General features: G+C 53.3%; 21 protein-coding genes. 9 read left to right on the top strand and 12 right to left on the bottom strand.

The features are described 5' to 3' along the window. Positions 1-46: 46 nt before the first annotated feature. From L379_RS17565 to bolA, 9 genes are all read right to left on the bottom strand, one after another. Positions 47-445, bottom strand: a complete 399-nt coding sequence (locus L379_RS17565; protein WP_017694410.1) for a YbgC/FadM family acyl-CoA thioesterase — start codon at positions 443-445, stop codon at positions 47-49. Positions 446-542: 97 nt separating this feature from the next. Beyond that, on the bottom strand, positions 543-923 hold the full coding sequence (locus tag L379_RS17570) for a helix-hairpin-helix domain-containing protein (RefSeq protein ID WP_023296027.1): 381 nt from the start codon (positions 921-923) through the stop codon (positions 543-545). Between the two features lie 148 nt (positions 924-1,071). Beyond that, complete coding sequence (gene ppiD, locus L379_RS17575; protein WP_017383192.1) at positions 1,072-2,943, bottom strand: peptidylprolyl isomerase; 1,872 nt, start codon at positions 2,941-2,943, stop codon at positions 1,072-1,074. 212 nt (positions 2,944-3,155) lie between these two features. After that, entirely contained in the window at positions 3,156-3,428 is a 273-nt protein-coding gene (gene hupB, locus L379_RS17580) for a nucleoid-associated protein HU-beta (RefSeq protein WP_002444653.1), read from the bottom strand. Positions 3,429-3,638: 210 nt separating this feature from the next. Continuing rightward, positions 3,639-5,993 carry an endopeptidase La gene (gene lon, locus L379_RS17585; RefSeq protein ID WP_014882775.1) on the bottom strand — a complete coding sequence of 785 codons (2,355 nt, stop codon included), beginning with the start codon at positions 5,991-5,993 and terminating at the stop codon, positions 3,639-3,641. 184 nt (positions 5,994-6,177) lie between these two features. Then, positions 6,178-7,452, bottom strand: a complete 1,275-nt coding sequence (gene clpX / locus L379_RS17590) for an ATP-dependent protease ATP-binding subunit ClpX (RefSeq protein ID WP_015571275.1) — start codon at positions 7,450-7,452, stop codon at positions 6,178-6,180. 127 nt (positions 7,453-7,579) lie between these two features. Next, positions 7,580-8,203: an ATP-dependent Clp endopeptidase proteolytic subunit ClpP gene (clpP, locus tag L379_RS17595; protein WP_006809880.1), complete on the bottom strand. Its 624-nt coding sequence runs from the start codon at positions 8,201-8,203 to the stop codon at positions 7,580-7,582. 260 nt (positions 8,204-8,463) lie between these two features. Beyond that, positions 8,464-9,762 carry a trigger factor gene (gene tig, locus L379_RS17600; protein ID WP_032652710.1) on the bottom strand — a complete coding sequence of 433 codons (1,299 nt, stop codon included), beginning with the start codon at positions 9,760-9,762 and terminating at the stop codon, positions 8,464-8,466. Between the two features lie 331 nt (positions 9,763-10,093). Beyond that, a complete protein-coding gene (gene bolA / locus L379_RS17605) occupies positions 10,094-10,411 on the bottom strand; it encodes a transcriptional regulator BolA (RefSeq protein WP_003859051.1) in 318 nt (105 codons plus the stop codon). A 303-nt stretch (positions 10,412-10,714) separates the two neighbouring features. Between bolA and L379_RS17610 the strand changes: the two genes are divergently transcribed. The 7 genes from L379_RS17610 (at position 10,715) to cyoE (ending at position 18,077) form a co-directional block, all read left to right on the top strand. Continuing rightward, on the top strand, positions 10,715-11,293 hold the full coding sequence (locus L379_RS17610; RefSeq protein ID WP_003859052.1) for a lipoprotein: 579 nt from the start codon (positions 10,715-10,717) through the stop codon (positions 11,291-11,293). Between the two features lie 45 nt (positions 11,294-11,338). Further along, positions 11,339-12,814 carry a muropeptide MFS transporter AmpG gene (gene ampG / locus L379_RS17615; RefSeq protein WP_017383190.1) on the top strand — a complete coding sequence of 492 codons (1,476 nt, stop codon included), beginning with the start codon at positions 11,339-11,341 and terminating at the stop codon, positions 12,812-12,814. Between the two features lie 478 nt (positions 12,815-13,292). After that, positions 13,293-14,240, top strand: a complete 948-nt coding sequence (cyoA, locus tag L379_RS17620; RefSeq protein ID WP_006809886.1) for a cytochrome o ubiquinol oxidase subunit II — start codon at positions 13,293-13,295, stop codon at positions 14,238-14,240. A gap of 16 nt (positions 14,241-14,256) precedes the next feature. Then, positions 14,257-16,248 carry a cytochrome o ubiquinol oxidase subunit I gene (gene cyoB, locus L379_RS17625; protein WP_017383189.1) on the top strand — a complete coding sequence of 664 codons (1,992 nt, stop codon included), beginning with the start codon at positions 14,257-14,259 and terminating at the stop codon, positions 16,246-16,248. Further along, positions 16,238-16,852: a cytochrome o ubiquinol oxidase subunit III gene (locus L379_RS17630; RefSeq protein WP_003859057.1), complete on the top strand. Its 615-nt coding sequence runs from the start codon at positions 16,238-16,240 to the stop codon at positions 16,850-16,852. The genes cyoB and L379_RS17630 overlap by 11 nt, the downstream gene beginning before the upstream one ends. After that, on the top strand, positions 16,852-17,178 hold the full coding sequence (locus L379_RS17635) for a cytochrome o ubiquinol oxidase subunit IV (RefSeq protein WP_032652708.1): 327 nt from the start codon (positions 16,852-16,854) through the stop codon (positions 17,176-17,178). Before L379_RS17630 ends, L379_RS17635 begins: the two co-directional genes overlap by 1 nt. 11 nt (positions 17,179-17,189) lie before the next feature. Next, positions 17,190-18,077 carry a heme o synthase gene (gene cyoE, locus L379_RS17640; RefSeq protein WP_017383188.1) on the top strand — a complete coding sequence of 296 codons (888 nt, stop codon included), beginning with the start codon at positions 17,190-17,192 and terminating at the stop codon, positions 18,075-18,077. A gap of 40 nt (positions 18,078-18,117) precedes the next feature. Here the strand turns inward: cyoE and fucU are convergent, their stop codons facing one another. The 3 genes from fucU to fucI are packed head-to-tail and all read right to left on the bottom strand — an operon-like array spanning position 18,118 to position 21,770. Beyond that, complete coding sequence (fucU, locus tag L379_RS17645) at positions 18,118-18,546, bottom strand: L-fucose mutarotase (RefSeq protein WP_022647241.1); 429 nt, start codon at positions 18,544-18,546, stop codon at positions 18,118-18,120. Continuing rightward, positions 18,539-19,942 carry an L-fuculokinase gene (gene fucK / locus L379_RS17650; protein WP_032620378.1) on the bottom strand — a complete coding sequence of 468 codons (1,404 nt, stop codon included), beginning with the start codon at positions 19,940-19,942 and terminating at the stop codon, positions 18,539-18,541. The genes fucU and fucK overlap by 8 nt, the downstream gene beginning before the upstream one ends. 49 nt (positions 19,943-19,991) lie before the next feature. Continuing rightward, the gene (fucI, locus tag L379_RS17655; RefSeq protein ID WP_017383185.1) at positions 19,992-21,770 is read right to left on the bottom strand and encodes an L-fucose isomerase; all 1,779 of its coding nucleotides are present in this window, start codon (positions 21,768-21,770) and stop codon (positions 19,992-19,994) included. A 407-nt stretch (positions 21,771-22,177) separates the two neighbouring features. Between fucI and L379_RS17660 the strand changes: the two genes are divergently transcribed. Both L379_RS17660 and L379_RS17665 read left to right on the top strand, forming a co-directional pair. Then, positions 22,178-23,677: a sugar ABC transporter ATP-binding protein gene (locus L379_RS17660; RefSeq protein WP_032652706.1), complete on the top strand. Its 1,500-nt coding sequence runs from the start codon at positions 22,178-22,180 to the stop codon at positions 23,675-23,677. A gap of 2 nt (positions 23,678-23,679) precedes the next feature. Continuing rightward, complete coding sequence (locus L379_RS17665; RefSeq protein WP_017383183.1) at positions 23,680-24,663, top strand: ABC transporter permease; 984 nt, start codon at positions 23,680-23,682, stop codon at positions 24,661-24,663. Positions 24,664-24,689: the final 26 nt, after the last annotated feature.

The raw sequence follows: 24,689 nt of genomic DNA, 5'->3' as shown, positions 1-24,689 counted from the left end.
CTGTCGAACGGTAAGTGTCGACAGCACAGTTATTCCTGAACATTTCTTACGCGATCATCAGCTCCAGCTTTTCGCGCAACTCCCCTTCCAGCGGCAACGCTTTCTGGGTTTTGAGATCGATACAGACAAAGGTGATCAGCGCATCGGCCACCACCTGCCCTTCTGGCTCCAGCGTAACGACCTGGCTCAATACACCACTTTTGCCATTCAGTTGTTGGACCTCACTGGTCACGGTGAGCACATCCCCCAGCACAGCCGGGCGGCGGTAGTTAATGTTGATATTGACGACCACAAACGCGATGTTGTGTGCGGTCAGCCACTGGAAGCTTTCGCTGTTCTCCAGGCCGTCCCAGCGCGCCTCTTCAAGAAATTCAAGGTAGCGGGCGTTATTGACGTGCTGGTAAACATCGAGGTGATAACCACGGACTTTGATTTGTGTCTGCATAGCGCAATAGCCTTTCGTTGTTATAGGTTCAGAGGTCATAACTGGTATGACCTCTTTATCCTGGCAAATATTTGCCGCAGTGCAAGTGATTACGCGATTACAGCGTCAGGTGTGCGAGATTGCGCTCAACCAGCGCGCTGCCCATACCCGGCACCTGCTTGAGATCGTCAAGGGTTTTGAAAGGGCCATACTCTTCACGATAGCTGACGATGGCCTGTGCTTTTTTTAGACCCACGCCATTCATAACGCGGGCAAGATCGTCCGCAGAGGCAGTATTGATACTGACCCGCGTACCCTCGTCCTCAATGGCTTTCGTGCTGGCCGTCGCGTTGGCTTTAACATGACCTTGTGACGTTGCATCGGCCTGGTTTTGTGCAGCCTGCGCTTTAGCCGAGGGGGACGCCGCCAGCGCGCCCGCACTCATCCCGGAAGTGGCAATAGCCAGTGTAATTAACAGTGCTTTGATTCCACATTTCATGCTGTTTTCTCCTTGTTTGTTGACAGCCACGCCACGATAACCGCACGGGAAAACAGGGACAAACAACAGATTGCAGAAATGGAAAAGGCCGCGAAAGCGGCCTTTAGTTTTTGCAGAGCGTTACTAAAATCTGCGAGCAGATACGTAATTATTGCTCCTGAGTGACCACATCACCCAGTTTGATTTTGGCTTCTTTACGCAGGTTGCTCATCATCGCTTCGAAAGCAATCTGGGCATTGTTCTGGGTAATTCCCTGAACCATGGCCTTCTTCTGCGCGTCTGGCAGCGTACCGGCTTTTACTTCATCCAGCGCCAGAAGCACCACGTTACCCTGCATATCGGTCGTGGTGCCAAAGACAGGTTTGTCTTTCGCCGGCAGGCTCAGGCCAAACGCCGCCTGGCTGACAGGATCCTGACCGGTACGGCTCAGCGTTTTTGCTTCGCCAAAGCTCAGGCCAGCCGCTTTCAGCGCATCGTTCTTACCGGCTTTCAGATCGGCCAGAATTTTCTCTGCATCCAGTTTTGCCTGCTGTGCCGCTTTGTTGTGTTTGACCAGCGCCACCACCTGATCTTTCACTTCCGCCAGGGGCTTCACTGCCTCGGCTTTGTGCTCGCTGACGCGCAGTACGAACGCACGGTCACCGTCAACGGTAATGATGTCTGAGTTGCTGCCCGGCGTACCGTTCTCACCGACCAGACCACCATTGAAAATGGCATCTGAAACTGGTTTGAAGTTCAGTTCTTCCGGCAGGTTTTCGTGGCTGAACCAGCCCGTCTCAACCGCTTTAACGCCAGCAGCCTGCTCAGCACCCGCCAGTGATTCGTTGTCGTTGCTTGCGGCATCGCTCACTTTCTGTTGCAGAGCATAGAAGGCGTCCAGCGCTTTCTCCTGCTTCACTTTCGCAGCGATATCATCACGAACGTCAGCCAGCGGCTTGGTTTTCGCCGCCACAACATCGTCCAGACGCGCCACCAGGAAACCAACGGAGGATTTGATTACACCAGACAGTTGGCCTTTCTCTTTCAGGCCTGCATTTTTCAGCTCGTCCGGGGTAGTGGACTCTTCCAGCCAGCCCATATCACCGCCGTTTTTGGCAGAAATAATGTCGGTGGATTTTGCTTTCGCTAAGGTGGCGAAATCAGCGCCTTTGTTCAGCTCGTCCAGCACGGCTTTCGCTTCTGCTTCCGTTTTGGTCTGGATCACGCTGTAACGGTTACGCTGCGGCTGAGTGAACTGATCCTGATGCTGATCGTAATAAGACTGGATCTCGGCGTCAGTCGCGTTTTCCTGCATCGCAGCTGCATCCAGCTTGATATAGCTTACGCGGAACTGTTCCGGAGAGATGAAGTTGTTCTTGTTTTGCTCGTAGTAAGCATTAACTTCAGCGTCGCTAACCTGCTGTTTCGCTGCCAGTGCGTTGACATCAATCGTCGCTTCACGCACCACGCGTTGCTGCGCCACCAGTGCCGCCAGCTCTTCAGTTTCGCCTTTCAGCATGAAATCGGTGCCCACCACCGCGTTGATCAGCTGTTGCGTGGTCAACTGGTTACGCAGCGCCTGAGCGTACTGGTCAGCCGTCATACCCATCTGGTTAACAATGCTGTTGTAACGCGCGTTGTCGAACTTCCCATTAGACTGGAAAGCCTGCGTCGAGAAGATGGCTTTTTTAACCTGCTCATCGCTGATGCCCAGACCCAGGCTTTTCGCGTACTGATCCAGCAGCGCTTCGTCGATAAGGCGGTTCAGCGTCTGCTGACGCAGGTTTTTCATATAGCCTTCGTTGGCTGCAAGTTCAGAGTATTGGTCGCCCAGTTGCTGCTGCATGCGGTTACGTTCACCAGCAAAAGCGTTCTCGAACTGCCCACGGCTAATTTCCTGGCCATTCACTTTTGCGGCGTAGTTCGCGCCACCGCCGATGAGGTAACTACTCACACCGGTCAATATGAACGACACGATAATGATACCGAAAATAATCTTGAGCACGAGACTGTTAGCAGCCGTGCGTAAGCTGTCCATCATGGTGTAACAACACTCCGCTGTAGGTGACTGGTTACCTGACGCTGACGGAAAATCCTGACCGTCGCGCGTAAAGGCGTATTGTGACAAGAAAACAGGGCAATTGTCAGCCCACAACTCGCATAAACTCGCACAAATCAGGTCTGGACAAACAAAAAAGGCACATCAAACGATGCGCCCTTGTACTTTTCAGCTTCCCTGGAGCGGGAAAGCAATCAGTTTACTGCGTCTTTCAGCGCTTTACCTGCACGGAAACCCGGCACTTTAGCGGCAGCAATAGTGATCTCTTTACCGGTTTGAGGGTTGCGGCCAGTACGGGCTGCACGCTCTTTAACCGCAAAAGTACCGAAGCCTACCAGTGCAACGTCGTCCCCAGCTTGCAGAGATTCAGTAACAGAAGCAATTAAAGCATCTAAAGCACGTCCAGCTGCAGCTTTAGAAATATCAGCACCCGCAGCAATTTTGTCAATCAGTTGAGATTTATTCACTGTTCTCTTCCTCTCTTTATAATTTATATCGCACCTGAATCCTTCACAGCGCGACCGCGCAGCAGTTATATCAGTCCTGCTATGACCTTACAACACCCGTTGTTGATGGCTAACCCAATCAGCAATCTAAATTAGCTATACAAAAAAAGGCTGGCAAGTACGAAATGACTTACCAGCCTTGTTTTTATTGGCGCTCTTTGCGCGAGGTCACTATTTTGCGGTTACAACCTGCATTCCGGACGGTTCATTTTGCAGTGCGAGAGTCAGAACTTCCTCAATGCGTTTCACCGGATGGATCTGCAAATCGGCAATAACGTTGTCCGGAATCTCTTCCAGATCGCGTTTATTTTCGTAAGGGATCAATACGGTTTTGATTCCACCGCGGTGTGCCGCCAGCAGTTTTTCTTTTAACCCGCCGATAGGCAGTACCTGACCACGCAGCGTAATTTCACCGGTCATGGCCACATCAGCACGAACCGGGTTCCCTGTCAGGCAGGAAACCAGCGCCGTACACATGGCAATACCCGCGCTTGGGCCATCTTTCGGCGTCGCCCCTTCCGGAACGTGAACGTGAATGTCGCGTTTTTCGTAGAAATCCGGGTTGATACCCAGTTTTTCCGCGCGCGCGCGCACCACGGTCAGCGCCGCCTGGATGGACTCCTGCATCACTTCACCCAGTGAACCGGTGTAGGTCAGCTTGCCTTTGCCCGGGACACACGCGGTTTCGATGGTCAGCAGATCGCCGCCCACTTCCGTCCATGCCAGACCGGTCACCTGACCAACGCGGTTTTCGTTGTCTGCGCGACCATAGTCGAAGCGCTGAACGCCAAGGTAAGCATGCAGATTGTCGCCGTTAATCACAATGTGCTTCAGGCTCTTATCCAGCAGCAATTGTTTCACCGCTTTACGACACAGTTTGGAGATTTCACGCTCAAGGCTACGCACGCCCGCTTCACGGGTGTAATAGCGAATGATGCCGATAATCGCGCTGTCCTCGACGGTCAGCTCGTTGGCTTTCAGCGCGTTACGCTCAATCTGTTTCGGCAGCAGGTGCTGCTTAGCAATGTTCAGCTTCTCATCTTCGGTATAACCGGAGAGACGGATCACTTCCATACGGTCCAGCAGCGGGGCCGGAATGTTCATGGAGTTGGAGGTCGCCACGAACATCACATCGCTCAGGTCGTAGTCCACTTCCAGGTAGTGATCGCTGAACGCCACGTTCTGTTCTGGATCAAGCACTTCCAGCAGCGCCGACGCCGGATCGCCACGCATGTCCGAAGACATTTTGTCGATCTCATCGAGCAGGAACAGCGGGTTTTTAACCCCCACTTTCGCCATCTTCTGGATCAGCTTGCCCGGCATAGAACCGATGTAGGTACGGCGGTGACCGCGGATTTCCGCTTCATCGCGTACGCCGCCCAGCGCCATACGGATATACTTACGTCCGGTCGCTTTGGCGATGGACTGGCCCAGAGAGGTTTTACCCACGCCTGGAGGCCCTACCAGGCACAGAATTGGACCTTTGATTTTGTTCACACGGCTCTGTACCGCGAGGTACTCAAGAATGCGGTCTTTCACGCGTTCCAGGCCGTAGTGGTCGGTATCGAGGATTTCCTGCGCCTGACGCAGGTCTTTTTTGACCTTGCTGCGGGCATTCCACGGAACCTGTACCATCCACTCAATATAGCCGCGCACGACGGTCGCCTCTGCCGACATCGGAGACATCATTTTCAGCTTCTGCAACTCAGCTTCGGCTTTCTCTTTCGCCTCTTTCGGCATCTTCGCCGCGTCGATCTTACGCTTCAGCGCTTCGTTTTCATCCGGCGCATCGTCCATCTCGCCGAGCTCTTTCTGAATGGCTTTCATTTGCTCGTTCAGATAGTACTCACGCTGCGATTTTTCCATCTGCTTTTTGACGCGGTTGCGAATGCGCTTCTCAACCTGGAGCAGATCGATCTCAGACTCCATCATCGCCATCAGGTATTCCAGACGTTCGTTAACGTCGGACATTTCCAGCACGGACTGTTTGTCAGCCAGCTTCAGCGGCATGTGCGCAGCGATGGTATCCGCCAGACGTGCAGGATCGTCGATGCTGTTCAGCGACGTCAGCACTTCAGGTGGGATTTTCTTATTCAGCTTGATGTAGCCTTCGAACTGGCTGATCGCGGTGCGTACCAGCACTTCCTGTTCGCGCTCATCAAGTTCAGGTGAATCAAGGTACTCTGCCTTCGCAGAGAAGTGCTCGCCATCGTCTGACAGAGTGGTAATACGCGCACGCTGTAAGCCTTCCACCAGCACCTTCACGGTGCCGTCTGGCAGCTTCAGCATCTGCAAAATAGAGGCCACGGTCCCGACGGTGAAAAGATCGTTTACACCCGGCTCATCCGTTGATGCTTCCTTCTGCGCGACCAACATGATTTTTTTATCATGATCCATGGCGGCTTCGAGGCAACGGATAGATTTTTCCCGCCCTACAAATAAGGGTATGACCATGTGCGGATAAACCACCACATCGCGCAACGGCAATACGGGGATTTCAATGCGTTCAGAACGCTCAGGATTCATAGAGCTCTCTCTTAGTTTAGTGTCCGCCAGGTAAACTGGTCATGTAACTGTGCTTCACACAACCATTAACATGTAATCCAGTATATGGGGATGTTTCCCATACATTCAACGCCATGAATACGGAAAAAGTAAAGGGGAGATAAAATCCCCCCTTTTTGATTAACTGATTGTATGAAATGGTGAATTATTCGCCAGATGCCTGCTGCGCTTCCGGTTTACCGTAAATCAGTAACGGCTTGGACTGGCCACCAATGACGGACTCGTCGATCACGACTTTTTCAACGTCTTCCATAGAAGGAAGATCGTACATCGTGTCGAGCAATGCTGCTTCTACGATAGAACGCAGGCCACGGGCACCGGTTTTACGCGCCATCGCTTTCTTGGCAATCGCGTCCAGTGCTTCGTCACGGAATTCCAGCTCAACGCCTTCCAGATTAAACAGCGCCTGATACTGCTTGGTCAGCGCGTTTTTCGGCTCTTTCAGGATCTGAATCAGCGCGTCTTCGCTCAGTTCGTTCAGGGTCGCCACAACCGGCAGACGGCCGATAAATTCCGGAATCAAACCGAATTTGATCAGATCTTCCGGTTCAACCTGCGCCAGCAGCTGGCCTTCGTTTGGTTTTTCAGACGTGGCTTTCACCGTTGCGCCAAAACCAATGCCGGAGCCGGTTTCCACACGGTGAGAGATCACTTTATCCAGGCCTGCAAACGCACCACCACAGATAAACAGGATCTTGGAGGTATCAACCTGCAAGAATTCCTGCTGCGGATGTTTACGTCCACCCTGCGGTGGAACAGCCGCAACCGTACCTTCAATCAGCTTCAGCAGCGCCTGCTGCACGCCCTCGCCCGAGACGTCACGGGTGATCGACGGGTTGTCTGATTTACGGGAGATTTTGTCGATCTCATCGATATAGACGATCCCGCGCTGGGCTTTCTGTACGTCGTAATCGCACTTCTGGAGCAGCTTCTGGATAATATTTTCAACGTCTTCACCCACATAACCGGCTTCGGTCAGGGTGGTGGCATCCGCCATGGTGAACGGAACATCCAGCAGGCGCGCCAGCGTTTCCGCCAGCAGGGTTTTACCAGAACCCGTAGGCCCGATCAGCAGAATGTTACTTTTGCCCAGCTCTACGCCATTGCTGGTATCGCCGTTACGCAGACGTTTGTAGTGGTTGTATACCGCCACCGCCAGCACTTTTTTCGCCTGCTCCTGACCAATGACATAGTCGTCCAGGTGGTGGCGAATCTCGTGTGGCGTTGGTAACGCGCTGCGCTCACGGTGCGGCGCGACTTCTTTAATCTCTTCGCGAATGATGTCGTTACATAAATCGACGCATTCGTCGCAGATATACACGGACGGCCCGGCAATCAGTTTACGCACTTCATGCTGGCTTTTGCCGCAAAAAGAGCAGTACAGCAGTTTGCCCGAACCATCTTTGCGTTTATCTGTCATGAGTCCAAACCTCTTTTTAAGTTCTATGTGCCGCACATGACGACGCAAATGCCATTCTCAGACGCAAGCTGCTTACAGGCAACGTTCCGCCCTACCTTAGTATAGCGGCACACTCGCGTCGCGGGCATCAATTACGATGGGTCAAAATGGAGTCGACTAAGCCGTACTCAACTGCCTCTGGTGCAGAGAGGAAGCGATCGCGCTCGGTATCGCGCTCGATCTGCTCGAGAGGTTGACCCGTATGCTGCGCCATAAGTTCATTCATGCGCGCTTTTACTTTCAGAATTTCTCGGGCGTGGATTTCAATATCCGTCGCCTGGCCCTGGTAACCACCCAGCGGCTGGTGAATCATCACGCGGGAGTTAGGCAGGCAGAAACGCTTACCTTTCGCCCCTGCGGTTAACAGGAAAGCACCCATGGATGCCGCCTGCCCCATACAGATGGTACTGACATCCGGCTTGATGAATTGCATGGTGTCATAAATTGACATGCCCGCCGTAATCACACCGCCTGGCGAGTTGATGTACAGGTAAATGTCTTTTTCCGGGTTTTCCGCTTCCAGGAACAGCATCTGCGCCACGATCAGGTTAGCCATATGGTCTTCCACCTGGCCGGTCAGAAAGATAACGCGTTCCTTGAGCAGACGGGAATAGATATCGAAAGAACGCTCACCGCGTGAGGTCTGTTCAATAACCATTGGCACCAGCGCCATATGGGGTGCAAAGTTATCTCGTTCGCCACTGTATGACATTTCCGTCTCCTGGTTCAAAATTGAAAACACCTGCTGTACTGATTGTAACCTTATGGACGGATTATCAGCCAGTCTCAATCATCGTGATTACATACTAATGGGGGTCGTCATGCCCTATTTCAAGCATAACAACGTTTTGTTGTAACGCTAACACTGAAAGGGCGTTTTAGCACCCTTCCAGGACTAAAGCGGTGATAAAAAAAACCCGTCGCCGGAGGGCAACGGGTTTTTTGTTCAAACTTTAAACCGTCGGGGCGAAATTACGCCTGCTGGTTCATCAGTTCGGTGAAAGAGGTCTCTTTTTCGGTCACTTTCGCTTTCGCCAGTACCGCTTCAACAGCCTGCTCTTCCAGTGCGACGTTGCGCATGTTGTCCATCAGCTCTTTGTTCTTACCGTAGAACTCGATCACTTCTGATGGGTCTTCGTATGCAGAAGCCATCTCTTCGATCAGGCCTTTCACACGCTCTTCGTCAGCTTTCAGCTCGTGGGTACGAATCACTTCGCCCAGCAGCAGGCCGACAACAACGCGACGTTTCGCTTGCTCTTCGAACAGCTCGCGTGGCAGTTCCATCGCTTGCTGCTGGTTGCCACCGAAGCGCTGTGCAGCCTGACGGCGCAGAACGTCGATTTCGCTGTCGATCAGGGCAGCAGGAACGTCGATGTCGTTCGCTTTCACCAGACCGTCAATCGCCTGAGACTTCACGCGGTTACGTACAGCGCCGTTCAGCTCGCGCTCCATGTTTTTACGCACTTCGGTACGCAGGCCCGCAACAGAACCATCTTCCACGCCGAAACGCTTGATGAATTCTTCAGTCAGTTCTGGCAGTTCGCGCTCTTCCACTTTCTTCAGGTTGATAACGAACTTCGCTGCTTTACCTTTCAGGTTTTCAGCGTGGTATTCTTCAGGGAAGGTCACGTCAATGGTGAACTCTTCGCCCGCTTTGTGGCCTTTGATACCTTCTTCGAAGCCTGGGATCATACGACCCTGGCCCATCGCCAGTACGAAGTCAGACGCTTTACCGCCTTCGAACTCTTCGCCGTCTACAGAACCGGTGAAGTCGATGGTTACACGGTCTTCCGCGTCAACAGCGCCTTCTTTCTCTTTCCAGTTCGCCTGCTGCTTACGCAGGGTATCCAGCATGCCGTCAACGTCTTCGTCAGTCACGGAAACGATCGGTTTTTCAACTTCGATAGATTCCAGACCTTTCAGCTCAACTTCCGGGTACACTTCGAACTCTACGGAGTAGGTGAAGTCTTCGCCCTGCTTGTATTCACCTGGAACGTAGTTCGGCGCGCCGGCTGGATTGATTTTTTCTTTGATGATCGCGTCGATAAAGTTGCGGCTCATCAGTTCACCCAGCACATCCTGACGCACGGAAGCGCCATAACGCTGAGCAACAACATTCATTGGTACTTTGCCCTTGCGGAAGCCGTCAATACGTACTTTTTTTGCTACGTTGACCAGCTCGCTTTTCACAGCAGTTTCGATGCTGTCAGCAGCGATAGTAATCGTTACACGGCGGCCAAGGCCTTGAGTGGTTTCAACTGAAACTTGCATCTTGTTACCTCAAAAAAATCACAGTGCTCGGTCAACTCTGAATCTGTCTGTTATACCGGGATGCTCTCTTATGTGCAGATTCACATTCCCTGTCGCCAGAATCATCCCGAAGACATTCAATAAGACGCGGCATTATAGCGGCATCACTTAGGTGAGTCGAGAACGGTTGGAGCATGTTGCTGCGGCTTTTTTCACACTTTAAGGCTATTTTTAGCCTTAAAAACGCGCCATCCGCTCAAAACTCAGACAAAACAAAACGGCCCGAAGGCCGTTTTGACGAAATCTGTAAGCAACATACTGGAAAAACTCCGGCGGTTGCAAATCCGATTTATCAGGCGATGGTGCCTGCACCCCGACAAGGCGGTGATGCGAATACCGTATCCTGTAGCCCTTCCCATTCCTTAATGGTGTAGGTATGCAGCGCCAGCGCATGTACGGTTGTGGAGAGTTCTTCCGTCAAGGTGCTGTAGATCAAGCGGTGTCGGTTCAGGAAACGTTCTCCCGTGAAGCGATCGCTGACCAGAACCACTTTAAAGTGGCTTTCAGAACCTGCCGGCACGTTATGACGATAGCTTTCGTCGACAACTTCGAGAAACACAGGGTTGAACGCTGCCCTTAATTTTTCTTCTATCTGTTCACGTATCATCATGAAATCACTCCTCCGACAACGCTAAGGTGTCACCCATCCCTTTAAATATTAGCCGCTTTTACCGGTTCCATTACACCTTGACAACAAATATTTAGCTTTCGTCTGATTTTCTCATCCAAACGAATGAAGTTCACTATGAGGTTCATACGTTTTGTCACTTACAGGCAGAGAAAAGCGGAAAGGTGGTCAGTTTTCGGACAAGGCGATGAATTTACATGCGTTGACCACTTCCCCTGGCCGTTAGCGATGTTATGATGGCGGCAATTTTTCTCTCTTTGCTTACGATTCGTTGAGAACCCGAAAATGTTAAAAAAACTCTTCTTTCCGTTGGTAGCACTCTTTATGCTCGCCGGCTGCGCGACTCCGCCGACGACCATTGACGTTTCACCAAAAATTACCCTGCCTCAGCAGGATCCAAGCCTGATGGGCGTCACAGTCAGCATTAATGGCGCCGATCAGCGTCAGGACCAGGCGCTGGCGAAAGTGACTCGCGACAACCAGCAGGTCACGCTGACCGCCTCCCGCGACCTGCGCTTCCTGTTGCAGGAAGTGCTGGAAAAACAGATGACCTCCCGTGGCTACATGATTGGCCCAAGCGGCGCGGTTGATCTGCAAATCATCGTGAACAACCTGTACGCTGACGTCTCCCAGGGTAACGTTCGCTACAACATTGCGACCAAAGCCGATATCGCCATCATTGCTACCGCGAAGAACGGCAATAAAATGAACAAAAACTACCGTGCAAGCTATTCCGTTGAAGGCGCATTCCAGGCCTCCAACAAAAATATCGCTGACGCGGTTAACAGTGTGCTGACTGACACCATTGCCGACATGGCACAGGACACCAGCATTCACGACTTCATCAAGCAGAACGCCCGTTAATCCTGCTGACTGACCCGGTGCTTCACCGGGTCAGTTCATAAGAACATGTCCAGTCACTACTTACGTATTTTCCAGCAACCGAAATCAGCTATTCTGCTGATCCTTGGTTTCGCCTCCGGTTTACCCCTTGCGCTCACCTCCGGCACGTTACAGGCGTGGATGACGGTTGAGAACATCGATCTTAAAACCATTGGTTTCTTCTCGCTCGTCGGCCAGGCTTACGTCTTTAAGTTCCTGTGGTCGCCGGTGATGGATCGCTATACCCCACCGTTCCTCGGGCGCCGTCGCGGCTGGTTAGTGATGACGCAGGTGCTGCTGTTGCTGGCCATTGCCGCAATGGGTTTCCTTGAGCCGTCAACACAGCTGCGCTGGATGGCCGCGCTTGCGGTGGTCATCGCCTTCTGCTCCGCTTCGCAGGACATTGTTTTTGACGCCTGGAAGACGGACGTCCTGCCAGCAGAAGAGCGTGGCGCCGGTGCGGCAATCAGCGTGCTTGGCTACCGCCTGGGTATGCTGGTTTCCGGCGGGCTGGCCCTCTGGCTTGCCGACCGCTATCTCGGCTGGCAGGGAATGTACTGGCTGATGGCCGCTCTGCTGATCCCCTGCATTATTGCCACGCTATTCGCGCCTGAACCGAGCGATGTGATTCCGGTCCCCCGCTCGCTGGAGCAGGCCGTCGCCGCACCGCTCCGCGATTTCTTTGGTCGCAATAATGCCTGGCTGATCCTGCTGCTGATTGTCCTTTATAAGCTTGGCGACGCTTTCGCCATGAGTCTGACCACCACCTTCCTGATCCGCGGCGTCGGGTTTGATGCGGGCGAAGTCGGCGTGGTGAACAAAACCCTGGGACTGTTTGCCACGATCGTCGGCGCGCTGTACGGCGGTGTATTAATGCAGCGCCTGACGCTGTTCCGCGCTCTGCTGATCTTCGGCATCCTTCAGGGCGCATCGAATGCCGGTTACTGGCTGCTGTCGATCACCGACAAGCATATGATCAGCATGGCGACGGCGGTATTCTTTGAAAACCTGTGTGGCGGTATGGGCACTGCGGCATTTGTCGCCCTGCTGATGACGCTGTGCAATAAGTCATTTTCCGCCACCCAGTTTGCGCTACTGTCTGCCCTTTCTGCCGTCGGGCGCGTATACGTTGGCCCCGTCGCGGGCTGGTTTGTTGAAGCTCACGGCTGGCCGACGTTTTATCTCTTCTCGGTGGTGGCGGCGGTGCCGGGGATTTTATTGCTGCTGGTCTGTCGCCAGACGCTGGAATATACCCAGCGGACGGAACACTTCATGCCGCGCACGGAATATCAGGCTGCCTATCGGTTTGCCCTGCGTCTGCTGATGGCTGGTTGTCTTGCGCTGGTAGTGTGGCTCGCGGTACTCATCTTGAATGCGACGACCACCTTGTCGCTTCCGTTTGAAACCCAGCTGCTTGATGCAGGGGTGTTACTCGCCATCGTGGGTATCCTGACCGGTGGGATGCTGGATTTCATGTCATTGCGGAAAACGCAGATGACATGAAGTAAAAAGCGAAAGGTTATTTCCCGTTGTAATAACGACACGAAATTATAACGGCGAAATAACCGCCATCGACAAAAAAAATATTTGTTGTTTTGTGCGGGATAGCATTCGGAAATTATTGGAGCTTATTTCGCTACGCTATTTTCCGTTAAACGATTCAGCATTCGAAAGATTGAATTTTCGTTTTTTAGTTGTCTTTTTATTGATAATTAATTGTTAATTATTTGTGTATTTTTCACAATGGTTATATCAATTGTCCCTTTTGCGGTATGCTGGGGCACCCTTTCGTTATAACGCCCGCTCCGTGCGGCTTCCCCCGGAAAACGCGACATAATTTGCAACACTTGTGACATGTGCGGCAGAACCCGGTAACACCTTCCTGACACAGGGCCAATGATGTTTACAGTAATGTAACCTTCCCGTAAAATGCCCCCACACTTTAAACGCCACCAGACTCCCGTGGAATTGAGGTCGTTAAATGAGACTCAGGAAATACAATAAAAGTTTGGGATGGTTGTCATTATTCGCAGGCACTGTATTACTCAGTGGCTGCGATTCTGCACTACTAGACCCCAAAGGACAGATTGGACTGGAACAACGTTCATTGATACTGACGGCTTTTGGCCTGATGTTGATTGTGGTTATTCCTGCCATCTTGATGGCTGTTGGTTTCGCCTGGAAGTATCGTGCGAGCAATAAAGATGCGAAGTATAGCCCTAACTGGTCACACTCCAATAAAGTGGAAGCTGTGGTCTGGACGGTACCTATTCTGATCATCCTGTTCCTTGCTGTACTGACCTGGAAAACCACTCACGCACTTGAGCCGAGCAAACCGCTGGTTCACGATGAAAAACCTATTACCATTGAAGTGGTCTCCATGGACTGGAAATGGTTCTTCATCTATCCAGAACAGGGCATTGCTACCGTGAATGAAATCGCCTTCCCGGCGAACACTCCGGTTCAGTTCAAAGTGACCTCCAACTCCGTAATGAACTCCTTCTTCATCCCACGTCTGGGCAGCCAGATTTACGCGATGGCCGGTATGCAGACTAACCTGCACCTGATCGCGAATGAAGCAGGCACCTACGACGGTATCTCCGCCAGCTATAGTGGCCCGGGCTTCTCGGGTATGAAGTTCAAAGCTATCGCTACGCCAGACCGCGCGACTTTCGACCAGTGGGTTGCAAAAGCGAAGCAGTCTCCAAACACCATGTCTGACATGGCGGCGTTCGAAAAAGTGGCTGCACCTAGCGAATACAACAAGGTGGAGTACTTCTCTAACGTGAAACCGAATCTGTTCAAAGATGTTATTGGCAAATTTATGGATCACGGCATGAGCATGGACATGACCCAGCCTGAAGGCGAGCACAATACGCACCAGGGTATGGAAGGCATGGACATGAGCCACGCGGAAACCGCTCACTAAGGGGCCGAGGAAGAAAATGTTCGGAAAATTGACACTGGATGCAGTGCCCTACCATGAACCGATTATTATGGTTACGGTGGCTGCAATTATCATTGGTGGCGCGGCCTTAGTTGGCCTGATCACTTACTTCGGTAAGTGGAGTTACCTGTGGAATGAGTGGCTGACTTCGGTTGACCACAAAAAACTCGGTATCATGTACTGCATCGTCGGTATCGTCATGTTAATTCGTGGCTTTGCGGATGCAATCATGATGCGTAGCCAGCAGGCGCTTGCGTCTGCGGGCGAAGCCGGCTTCCTGCCACCGCACCACTACGATCAGATCTTTACCGCCCACGGCGTTATCATGATCTTCTTCGTGGCGATGCCGCTGGTAATCGGTCTGATGAACGTGGTCGTTCCGCTGCAAATCGGCGCGCGCGACGTTGCGTTCCCGTTCCTGAACAACCTGAGCTTCTGGTTCACGGTTGTCGGCGTTATCCTGGTTAACCTGTCACTGGGTGTGGGCGAATTTGCTCAGACTGGCTGGCTGGCCTACCCGCCGCTGTCGGGAATTGAGTACAGTCCGGGCGTGGGCGTTGACTACTGGATTTGGGCGCTTCAGCTCTCCGGTGTCGGTACCACCCTGACCGGTATTAACTTCTTCGTGACCATCCTGAAGATGCGTGCACCAGGTATGACGATGTTCAAGATGCCAGTATTTACCTGGGCATCTCTGTGCGCCAACGTCCTGATTATCGCGTCGTTCCCAATTCTGACCGTCACCATCGCGCTGCTGACCCTGGATCGCTATCTGGGTACCCATTTCTTCACGAATGATATGGGTGGCAACATGATGATGTACATCAACCTGATTTGGGCCTGGGGTCACCCGGAAGTGTACATCCTGGTTCTGCCGGTGTTCGGTGTGTTCTCCGAAATCGCGGCAACCTTCTCGCGCAAACGCCTGTTTGGTTACACCTCTCTGGTGTGGGCAACCGTATGTATTACCGTCCTGTCGTTCATCGTCTGGCTGCACCACTTCTTCACCATGGGTGCGGGTGCCAACGTAAACGCCTTCTTCGGTATTACCACCATGATTATCGCGATCCCGACCGGGGTTAAGATCTTCAACTGGCTGTTCACCATGTACCAGGGTCGTATCGTGTTCCACTCAGCTATGCTGTGGACCATCGGCTTCATCGTGACCTTCTCCGTAGGTGGGATGACCGGCGTACTGCTGGCGGTACCAGGTGCTGACTTCGTTCTGCACAACAGTCTGTTCCTGATTGCGCACTTCCATAACGTTATCATCGGTGGCGTGGTCTTCGGCTGCTTCGCTGGTGTGACCTACTGGTGGCCAAAAGCGTTCGGTTTCACCCTGAACGAAAAATGGGGTAAACGCGCGTTCTGGTTCTGGATCATCGGCTTCTTCGTGGCGTTTATGCCGCTGTACGTGCTGGGCTTCATGGGGATGACCCGTCGTCTGAGCCAGCAGATCGATCCGCAGTTCCACCCAATGCTGATGGTTGCAGCGGGCGGCGCAGCGCTGATTGCCTGCGGTATTCTGTGCCAGCTGATTCAGTACTACGTGTCTATCCGTGACCGTAACCTGAACCGCGACCTGACCGGTGACCCGTGGGGTGGCCGTACGCTGGAGTGGGCGACCTCTTCTCCGCCTCCGTTCTATAACTTTGCCGTAGTGCCGCACATTCACGAGCGTGATGCATTCTGGGAAATGAAAGAAAAAGGTGAAGCGTACAAGCAACCTGAGCATTACGAAGAGATCCATATGCCGAAAAACAGCGCCGCGGGCATGGTTATTGCCGCTTTCGCAACGGTATTTGGTTTCGCAATGATCTGGCACATCTGGTGGATGGCGATTGTTGGCTTCGCTGGCATCGTAATCAGCTGGATTGTGAAGAGCTTTGACGAGGACGTGGACTACTACGTACCAGTCCGTGAAGTTGAAAAGCTGGAAAACCAGCATTTTGACGAGATTTCTAAAGCGGGGCTGAAAAATGGCAACTGATACTCTGGCGCACTCAACTGCCCACGCGCATGAACATGCGCACCATGATACAGGACCGACGAAAGTCTTCGGTTTCTGGATCTACCTGATGAGCGACTGCATCCTGTTCTGCTGTCTGTTCGCAACCTATGCCGTTCTGGTGAACGGCACAGCGGGCGGCCCGACCGGTAAGGACATCTTTGAACTGCCGTTCGTTCTGGTTGAAACCGCACTGCTGTTATTCAGCTCCATCACCTACGGCATGGCGGCTATCGCCATGTACAAAAACAACAAGAGCCAGGTTGTCTCCTGGCTGGCGTTGACCTGGCTGTTTGGTGCTGGCTTTATCGGGATGGAAATCTATGAATTCCATCACCTGATCATGGAAGGTTTCGGCCCGGATCGTAGCGGCTTCCTGTCAGCGTTCTTCGCGCTGGTAGGCACCCACGGTCTGCACGTGACCTCGGGTCTGATCTGGATGGCGGTGCTGATGTTCCAGATCTCCCGTCGCGGCCTGACCAGTACTAACCGTACCCGTATTATGTGCCTGAGCCTGTTCTGGCACTTCCTGGACGTGGTATGGATCTGTGTGTTCTCTGTTGTCTATCTGATGGGGGCGATGTAATGAGTCATTCTAACGATCATGGCGCTTCCCACGGCAGCGTAAACACCTACATGACAGGTTTCATCCTGTCGATCATTCTGACGGTGATCCCGTTCTGGATGGTGATGAACGGTTCTGCATCTAAGCCGGTTATCCTGGGCGCAATCCTGGTGACCGCGGTGATTCAGATTCTGGTGCATCTGGTTTGCTTCCTGCACATGAACACCAAGTCCGATGAAGGCTGGAACATGACGGCCTTTATCTTTACCGTGATTATCATCGCTATCCTGGTAGTCGGTTCCATCTGGATTATGTGGAACCTTAACTACAACATGATGGTTCACTAAGAGCGGCGAGTATGTTTAAGCAATACCTGCAAGTCACGAAACCAGGCATCATCTTTGGCAACCTGATCTCCGTAATCGGAGGGTTCCTGCTGGCCTCTAAAGGCAGCATTGATTACACCCTCTTTATTTACACGCTGGTCGGTGTGTCACTGGTGGTTGCGTCCGGTTGTGTATTTAACAACTACATCGACATGGATATCGACAAGAAGATGGAAAGGACCAAAAATCGGGTGCTGGTTAAAGGCCTGATTGCTCCTTCCGTCTCGCTGGTGTACGCCACCTTGCTGGGTATTGCTGGCTTTATGCTGCTGTGGTTTGGTGCTAACCCGCTGGCCTGCTGGCTGGGGGTGATGGGGTTCGTGGTGTATGTGGGCGTCTACAGCCTGTATATGAAACGTCACTCCGTCTACGGCACGCTGATTGGTTCTCTCTCCGGCGCGGCGCCGCCGGTGATTGGCTACTGCGCCGTCACGAACGAGTTCGACAGCGGTGCGCTCATCCTGCTGGCTATCTTTAGCCTGTGGCAGATGCCGCACTCCTACGCCATCGCGATTTTCCGCTTTAAGGATTATCAGGCGGCGAACATTCCGGTTCTGCCGGTCGTGAAAGGCATTTCGGTTGCCAAGAACCACATCACGCTCTACATCATCGCTTTTGCCGTGGCAACGCTGATGCTCTCTCTGGGCGGTTACGCCGGATATAAATATCTGGTGGTAGCAGCTGCGGTGAGCGTATGGTGGCTCGGCATGGCCCTGCGCGGTTACAAAGTGGAAGATGACAAGGTCTGGGCACGCAAGCTGTTTGTGTTCTCGATTGTCGCCATCACCTCCCTGTCCGTGATGATGTCCGTAGACTTCATGGTGCCAGATTCACAACACCTGCTGACTTACGTCTGGTAAGAAGACTGATGTAAAAACGCCGGGTTTAGCCCGGCGTTTTTTATTGGTACGGCGTAACCCCTTTCTTTAACAGTATATTGCCGTATTTCGCGGTCTCGCCCGTCACCACGATGGCGTACGCTTTCTGTGCCCGCGCATAAAACGCATAACGGTCAATACGCGTAATCCCCTCCCCTTCCGCCTCACCAAAGAGTGCGTTGCGATAGCGCGCTTCTACCTGTATATCGAGCGTATCCCCGTCGACAGGGGCCATCATCACCAGCGGTGGCGCATAGCTGTCCAGTTCAAACAGCGGTATCACCGCGGCCAGCAAATCGCTGATGAGCAGGCCATCTGCGCGGATCGTCTTTGGCCCCAGGCTGTGCGCGGGAAAGTGAGCATCTGCAAAAATAATCTCGTCACCATGACCCATTTCTGCCAGCGTTTTCAGCAGCTCGGGTGAAATCAGAGGGGATATCGTTTTAAGCACAAGGTTGCTCCTCAGGATAGAAATAACGGTAACGATAGTGGACCCGATCGCGAGCAGCCTCAGCGCTGGCCGTTTCTCCGACGCCCCACCATCCGTACAAAGACGCCCCCAGCACGGTCGTATCAGCCTCTTCAAGAACCTTCACCGGGATCCCAAGCGCATTGGACTTGAGCTGATTCCACAGCATATTGCGGCTACCTCCCCCCACCAGCAGGAGTTCACGCGCCTTAAATTGCGCGATCGCCTCCAGCGCCAGGCATTTTTCTTGCAGATGCACCGTGAGTCCTTCCAGGGCTGCGCGGTAAAAATGGGCTGGCGTTGTGGTGAGCGTAACGCCCTGCCAGCCGGCGAGTGGAGAATCGAGCAGTTGGGTATTCATCGTGACGCCATCCGCGCCGTTCGGAATTGCCGCCGCCTGAGCCAGAATAGTGTCCCAGTCGGTACCAGGCGACCAGAACAGCGCGCGGATCCACTCCAGTACGCCAGACGCCAGATATTGCATTCCCGGATTATAGAGCCCCGTCCGGCTATCCAGTTCGCAGGTCGCACCCGGGTATTGCCCCAGTAAAGCGGTATCAACCTGCGAGGTGCGCGCCATTAAAATCTCCCAGGTACCCGAAGAGAGAACTGGCTCATTAATTCCCGCCCCGGCGCCAAAAAGGGCAAACTGCGTGTCGTGCCCGGCGGAGATCACCGGCACTCCGCAAGGCAATCCGAGCCTGGATGCAGCGTCGGGCCGCAATTCACCAATCCTTTCTCCGGGGGAAACCAGCGGCGGGAAAAGGGAATGAGGCACGCCGATCTTGCTTAAGATCGTTTCACTGAAGCGCTGCTGATGCAGATCGAACATCTGACTGGTACCGGCCATCGTGAGATCGGTCGTCATCTTTCCGGTCAGGCGATGGTTGATTAGCGAGGAGATAAAAAGCCAGGCGTGAGCACGCTGTAACAGATCGGGATGGTTGTCCTGAAGCCAGCCTAGCTTATACAACGTGTTAAAACTAAACTGCCCAACGCCGGTGATCTGCTGTAGTTCTGCCGGGGAGCATGAACGGGCAACCGCTTCCATCACCGGCACGGTTCGCGGGCACTTCCAGCTAATGATCGGGTAAAGCAGTTCTCCCCGCTCATCTACCAGTGCGCCATCCACGCCAAAGGTCGTCACACTCATTCCGCACAGGTGATGCTCGCTCAGCGCTGCGCTGATTTTCTGACAACAGACGGCAAACCGTTGCATGATGGCGTCGAGCGACCACTGGTGCCAGGCCGGATTTTCAGCGGCGCTTTCGCTTTCGTTCGCCACCGCGGCGCGCGCCACAATATTCCCTTCGGGATCCAGCGCAATGGCGCGCACGTTCGTCGCGCCACAATCGAGAACCAGAAAACATTTTTTCATCGCGGTCCCCACAGGCTGCCAGCCCGCCGGAGCAGGCTGGCAGGCCGGATTAATGTTTGTATAACGGTCCGTAATTTTCACAGGCGCGGTAATCCTGCCCTTCCGGATCCATACCGTGAGCGCCCCAGGCCGTCGGCCGATAAATCAGCGCCTCCGGTACGTTATGCATGCATACAGGGATGCGCAGCATGGACGCCAGGGTGATGAAATCAGCGCCGACGTGCCCGACGGTTAATACCCCGTGGTTAGCGCCCCAGTTCGCCATCACTGAATAGACGTCGCTGAACGGGCCTTTACCGGTCAGGCGTGGGGCAAACCAGGTGGTGGGCCAGGTTGAATCGGTGCGCTTATTCAGAATGTCATGTACGTGTTCCGGCAGCTCAACACTCCAGCCTTCCGCTATCTGTAATACCGGACCCACACCCTTGATGAGGTTTACGCGGGTCATGGTAAATGGCACGCCACCCCGGGTGAGGAAGTTTGATGAGAAACCGCCCCCGCGGAAGTATTCATGCACCGCCGGACACCAGTGGGTTGCGGCCAGGCACGCGTTGGCTTCCTGCTCAGTAATGTCCCAGTGTGGTTTCAGGGTCGGTTTCCCCTCGGCGTCTTTCTGCTCCGCTGTACCGTCCAGCGCCGCCGAGCCGGAGTTGATCAGATGAATAATGCCGTGCTCAGCCCGTCCAGTGAGCTTCTGGCCGGTAACACGCTCAACCGACTCCGGCGACCAGTAGGTGCGTACATCAGCAAAAATCTGCGCGGTGCCGGTCATCAGATGCCCAAACAGCATCGCTACCCCGTTAAGGCTGTCATTTTCCGTCGCCACCACCAACGGCTGGCGAATACCGTTCCAGTCGAAAGAGCTGTTCAGCAGCGCCTCTGCGGTATCGCCATTTGGATACTGATCCGTCCAGTGGCGCTGCCCCTGGAAACCGGACGCAATGGCGTTATAGCCCAGCGATTCCTCCACGCGGCCCATCGCAGCGAGTTTAGGGTTGCCCTGCATCATGTCGCGGATGCACATCGCCATTAGCAGGCTCTCCCGCAGGATCGCGGCATTTTCCTGTTCATTGCGACGATACTGCTCTGCGTTTTTATCCTCGCCGAAACGGAAATGTGCCTTCGCCCAGCTCAGGGCCAGCTCAAGTTCTTGCTCGTCGTAAATCTTATGATCGATGCGGCGACGCAGTTCGGTCATATCCACCGCCTGCACCTTCATCCCCAGCCAGGATTCAAAGAAGTTGTGATCGACAATCGAGCCCGCGATCCCCATTGAGACACCGCCCACCGACAGATAACTTTTCCCCTTCATGCTGGCGACCGCCAGGCCCGCCCGGGCGAAGCGCAACAATTTTTCCTCAACGTCTGCCGGGATGGTCTCGTCGCCCGCATCCTGTACATCGTGGCCGTAAATGGAAAACGCCGGGATCCCTTTCTGGTTATGCGCTGCCAGCGCCGCTGCGAGGTATACCGCCCCCGGACGCTCGGTGCCATTAAAGCCCCAGATCGCTTTCGGGCGCAGCGGATCCATATCAATGGTTTCACTCCCGTAACACCAGCAGGGGGTGATGGTGATCGTCAGACCAACGTGGCACGTGCTGAACTTCTCTTCGCAAGCGGCGGATTCCGCCATTCCGGCAATGCAGCTGTCGGCAATTACGCACTCTACGGGCGTACCGCAGGGGTGGCGTAATTTTTCACTGAGTAGCGCCGCCGTGGCTTTCGCCATGTTCATGGTCTGCTCTTCCAGAGACTCGCGTACGCCCATTCGGCGGCCATCAATAACAGGTCGAATGCCAATCCGGGGTAACGCTTTTATCGTTTTCATAGCCCTTCCTCACGTTGGTTAACCTATCCGTCTCAGGGGCATAGCCGTGAAAAAGCGCCCGGGCAGCACCGTGAACGGAAAGCGGTGAAATTTGCTAACTCGAATTAGCTTAGGGTTCTCACTAAAAATGAGACAAGATAAATGTGCAGGATCTGTGAGCAGTTTCACGATGAGAGGTCAAAATTCGATCAGTGTCAGGTATTACGATTCAGCAAAATCGAAACATATCGTTTGAATTCAATTAAATAACAAAATACCTTTGCACGACGTCACAATTTGAATACAAATGATTTGGCTAAATTATGACCCTAAAATAGCTTTTAAGGACGAAAGCTAAGTCGAGTTAGCTTAATAACTAAATCACTGTGGCTTGTGATTCATTGCCTTTCCAACAAAGGAATTTTGCAATGTCAGAGACTCTTATTCAGATGACGCGCATCACCAAACGCTTTCCCGGCGTGCTGGCGCTGAATCAGGTTGATTTCGATTTACGCCGCGGCGAAGTTCATGCCCTGTTAGGTGAAAACGGTGCCGGCAAATCGACGCTGATGAAAATATTATCCGGTGTTTACCAACCCGATTCCGGTGAAATTCGCTTTGAAGGGCAATCCGTATCATTCAGCGATCCGCTAAGTGCTCAGCACGCAGGTATTACGATTATCCATCAGGAATTTAATCTCTTTCCCGATTTAACCGTGGAAGAGAATATCTTTATTGGCCGTGAATTCTGCAAAAATAGTCGCTGGCAGTTAGATAAACGCGCCCAGCGACAGGCGGTTGAGAAAATACTGCACACGCTGAATTTAAAAATCGCCCCGGACGCCCGCGTCAGTGAATTAACCGTAGCCCAGCAGCAGATGGTGGAAATTGCCAAAGCGATTTCGGTCAATGCCAAAGTGCTAATCATGGATGAACCCACCGCCGCGCTGACCGAAAGTGAAATCGAGAGTTTATTTGACGTCACGCGGATGCTCAAGGCTCAGGGCACGGGGATAGTCTACATCTCGCACCGTCTGGAAGAATTGGCGCTGATCGCCGATCGCGCGACCGTCATGCGCGACGGACAATACATCGCCACCGTAGATTATGAAACGGTTCAGATCGGCGAGCTTATCGCCATGATGGTTGGCCGCAATCTCGATAACATCTACCCAAAACGCCCGCCGCATCAGCGCAGAGAAAAAGTGCTGGAGGTGAATGGCCTGACGAGAAATGGTGTACTGCACGACATCAACTTTACCCTCTGGCGCGGTGAGATCCTCGGCCTCGCTGGCTTAATGGGCGCAGGCCGAACGGAACTGGGCCGGGCCCTGTTTGGCGCCGATGCGATCGACGCCGGTACCCTGACGCTGAACGGCACCCCCACACGGATTAAAGACGTGGCTGACGCCATTGAGAAAGGCATCAGCTATTTAACAGAAGACCGCAAAAAAGAGGGACTCGCCCTCGGCCTTTCCGTTGAGATGAACATTATGCTCGGCAATTACCCGGACTACGCCGGCGCCGCGGGTAATGTCGATGAAAAACGCTGCCGGAAGTCCAGCCAGAAACTGGTGGATGCGCTGCGAATAAAAACGCCGCATCTGGAACAGGCGGCACTGAATTTAAGCGGCGGTAATCAACAGAAGATCATTATTGCCCGCTGGGTCTGTAAAGATACCGATATTTTAATTTTTGATGAGCCAACCCGGGGAATTGATGTTGGCGCCAAGCTGGAAATTTATGGACTAATGAACCGCCTTGTCGCTAAAGGTAAATCGATCATCATGATTTCATCCGAACTGCCGGAAGTATTAGGAATGTGCGACCGCATACTTGTGATGCGCAGCGGCCACATTGCCGGCGAAATAGAGGCTGAGCACGCCACCCAGGAAAAAATCATGCAATACGCCACGCTGGAGGATTAATCATGTCCGTTACCGTTCCATCGCCGCAAAGCGGAAGTCATACGATGAAAATAAATAAAGCGCTCCTGATGCGTCTGGCGCCTCTTTTTAGCCTGGTATTGCTGGTTCTGTTTTTCAGCTTCAGCTCACCGTTCTTCTTTAATACTGAAAATATCATGACTATCGCCCTGCAAACGGCGGTGATTGGCATCATGGCCATTGGCGTAACCTTTGTGATTATTACCGCCGGGATCGACCTGTCGCTCGGATCGGTGGTGGCGTTCTCAGGGGTTGCGGTGGGCATCGCCGCCGGGTTTGGTATGCCGCTGCCGGTCTGTATTCTGGCAGGCGTGCTCGCCGGCGGGCTTTGCGGCTATGTGAACGCGTTTCTGGTCACCAAAATGACCATACCACCGTTTATTGCCACCCTCGGCTTAATGATGTCGGTACGCGGCATCAATATGGTGATGACCGATGGCCGCGCGATTTATTTTTCTGACTACCCGCAGTTCAAGCTGCTAGCGCAGGGTCGCCTGTTCGACGTCCTGCCTTACCCGGTGTTCTACCTGGTCATCGTGGCACTGATCGCCATGTGGATCCTGAAGAAAACGGTGATGGGCCGCTATATCTACGCTGTCGGCAGCAATGAAACGGCGGCACATCTTTCCGGGATTAAAGTCCAGCGCGTGAAAATTTTCGTTTACGCCTTATGCGGCCTGTTAACCGGCGTGGCCGGGGTGATCCTCGCCTCTCGTCTCAATTCAGGCCAGCCAACCGTAGGCGTGGGTTATGAGCTGGAAGCCATTGCGGCGGTAGTGATCGGCGGTACCAGTCTGATGGGCGGCGTGGGCACGATTGGCGGCACCATCATAGGCGCGTTCATTATGAGCGTGCTGAAAAACGGCCTCAATCTCATGGGCGTGTCCCAGTTCTGGCAGATGGTGGCGATGGGCGTGGTCGTCGTTGCCGCCGTCTACCTGGACACGTTACGTAAAAGAATGCGTTAGGTTCTCGATACAACAAGCCCTGCCAA

The organism is Enterobacter sp. MGH 33 (assembly GCF_000534535.1).
GTDB lineage: Bacteria > Pseudomonadota > Gammaproteobacteria > Enterobacterales > Enterobacteriaceae > Enterobacter > Enterobacter hormaechei_C.
Note: the sequence above shows the minus strand (reverse complement) of the source record. Positions and strands in the feature narration are given on the sequence as shown.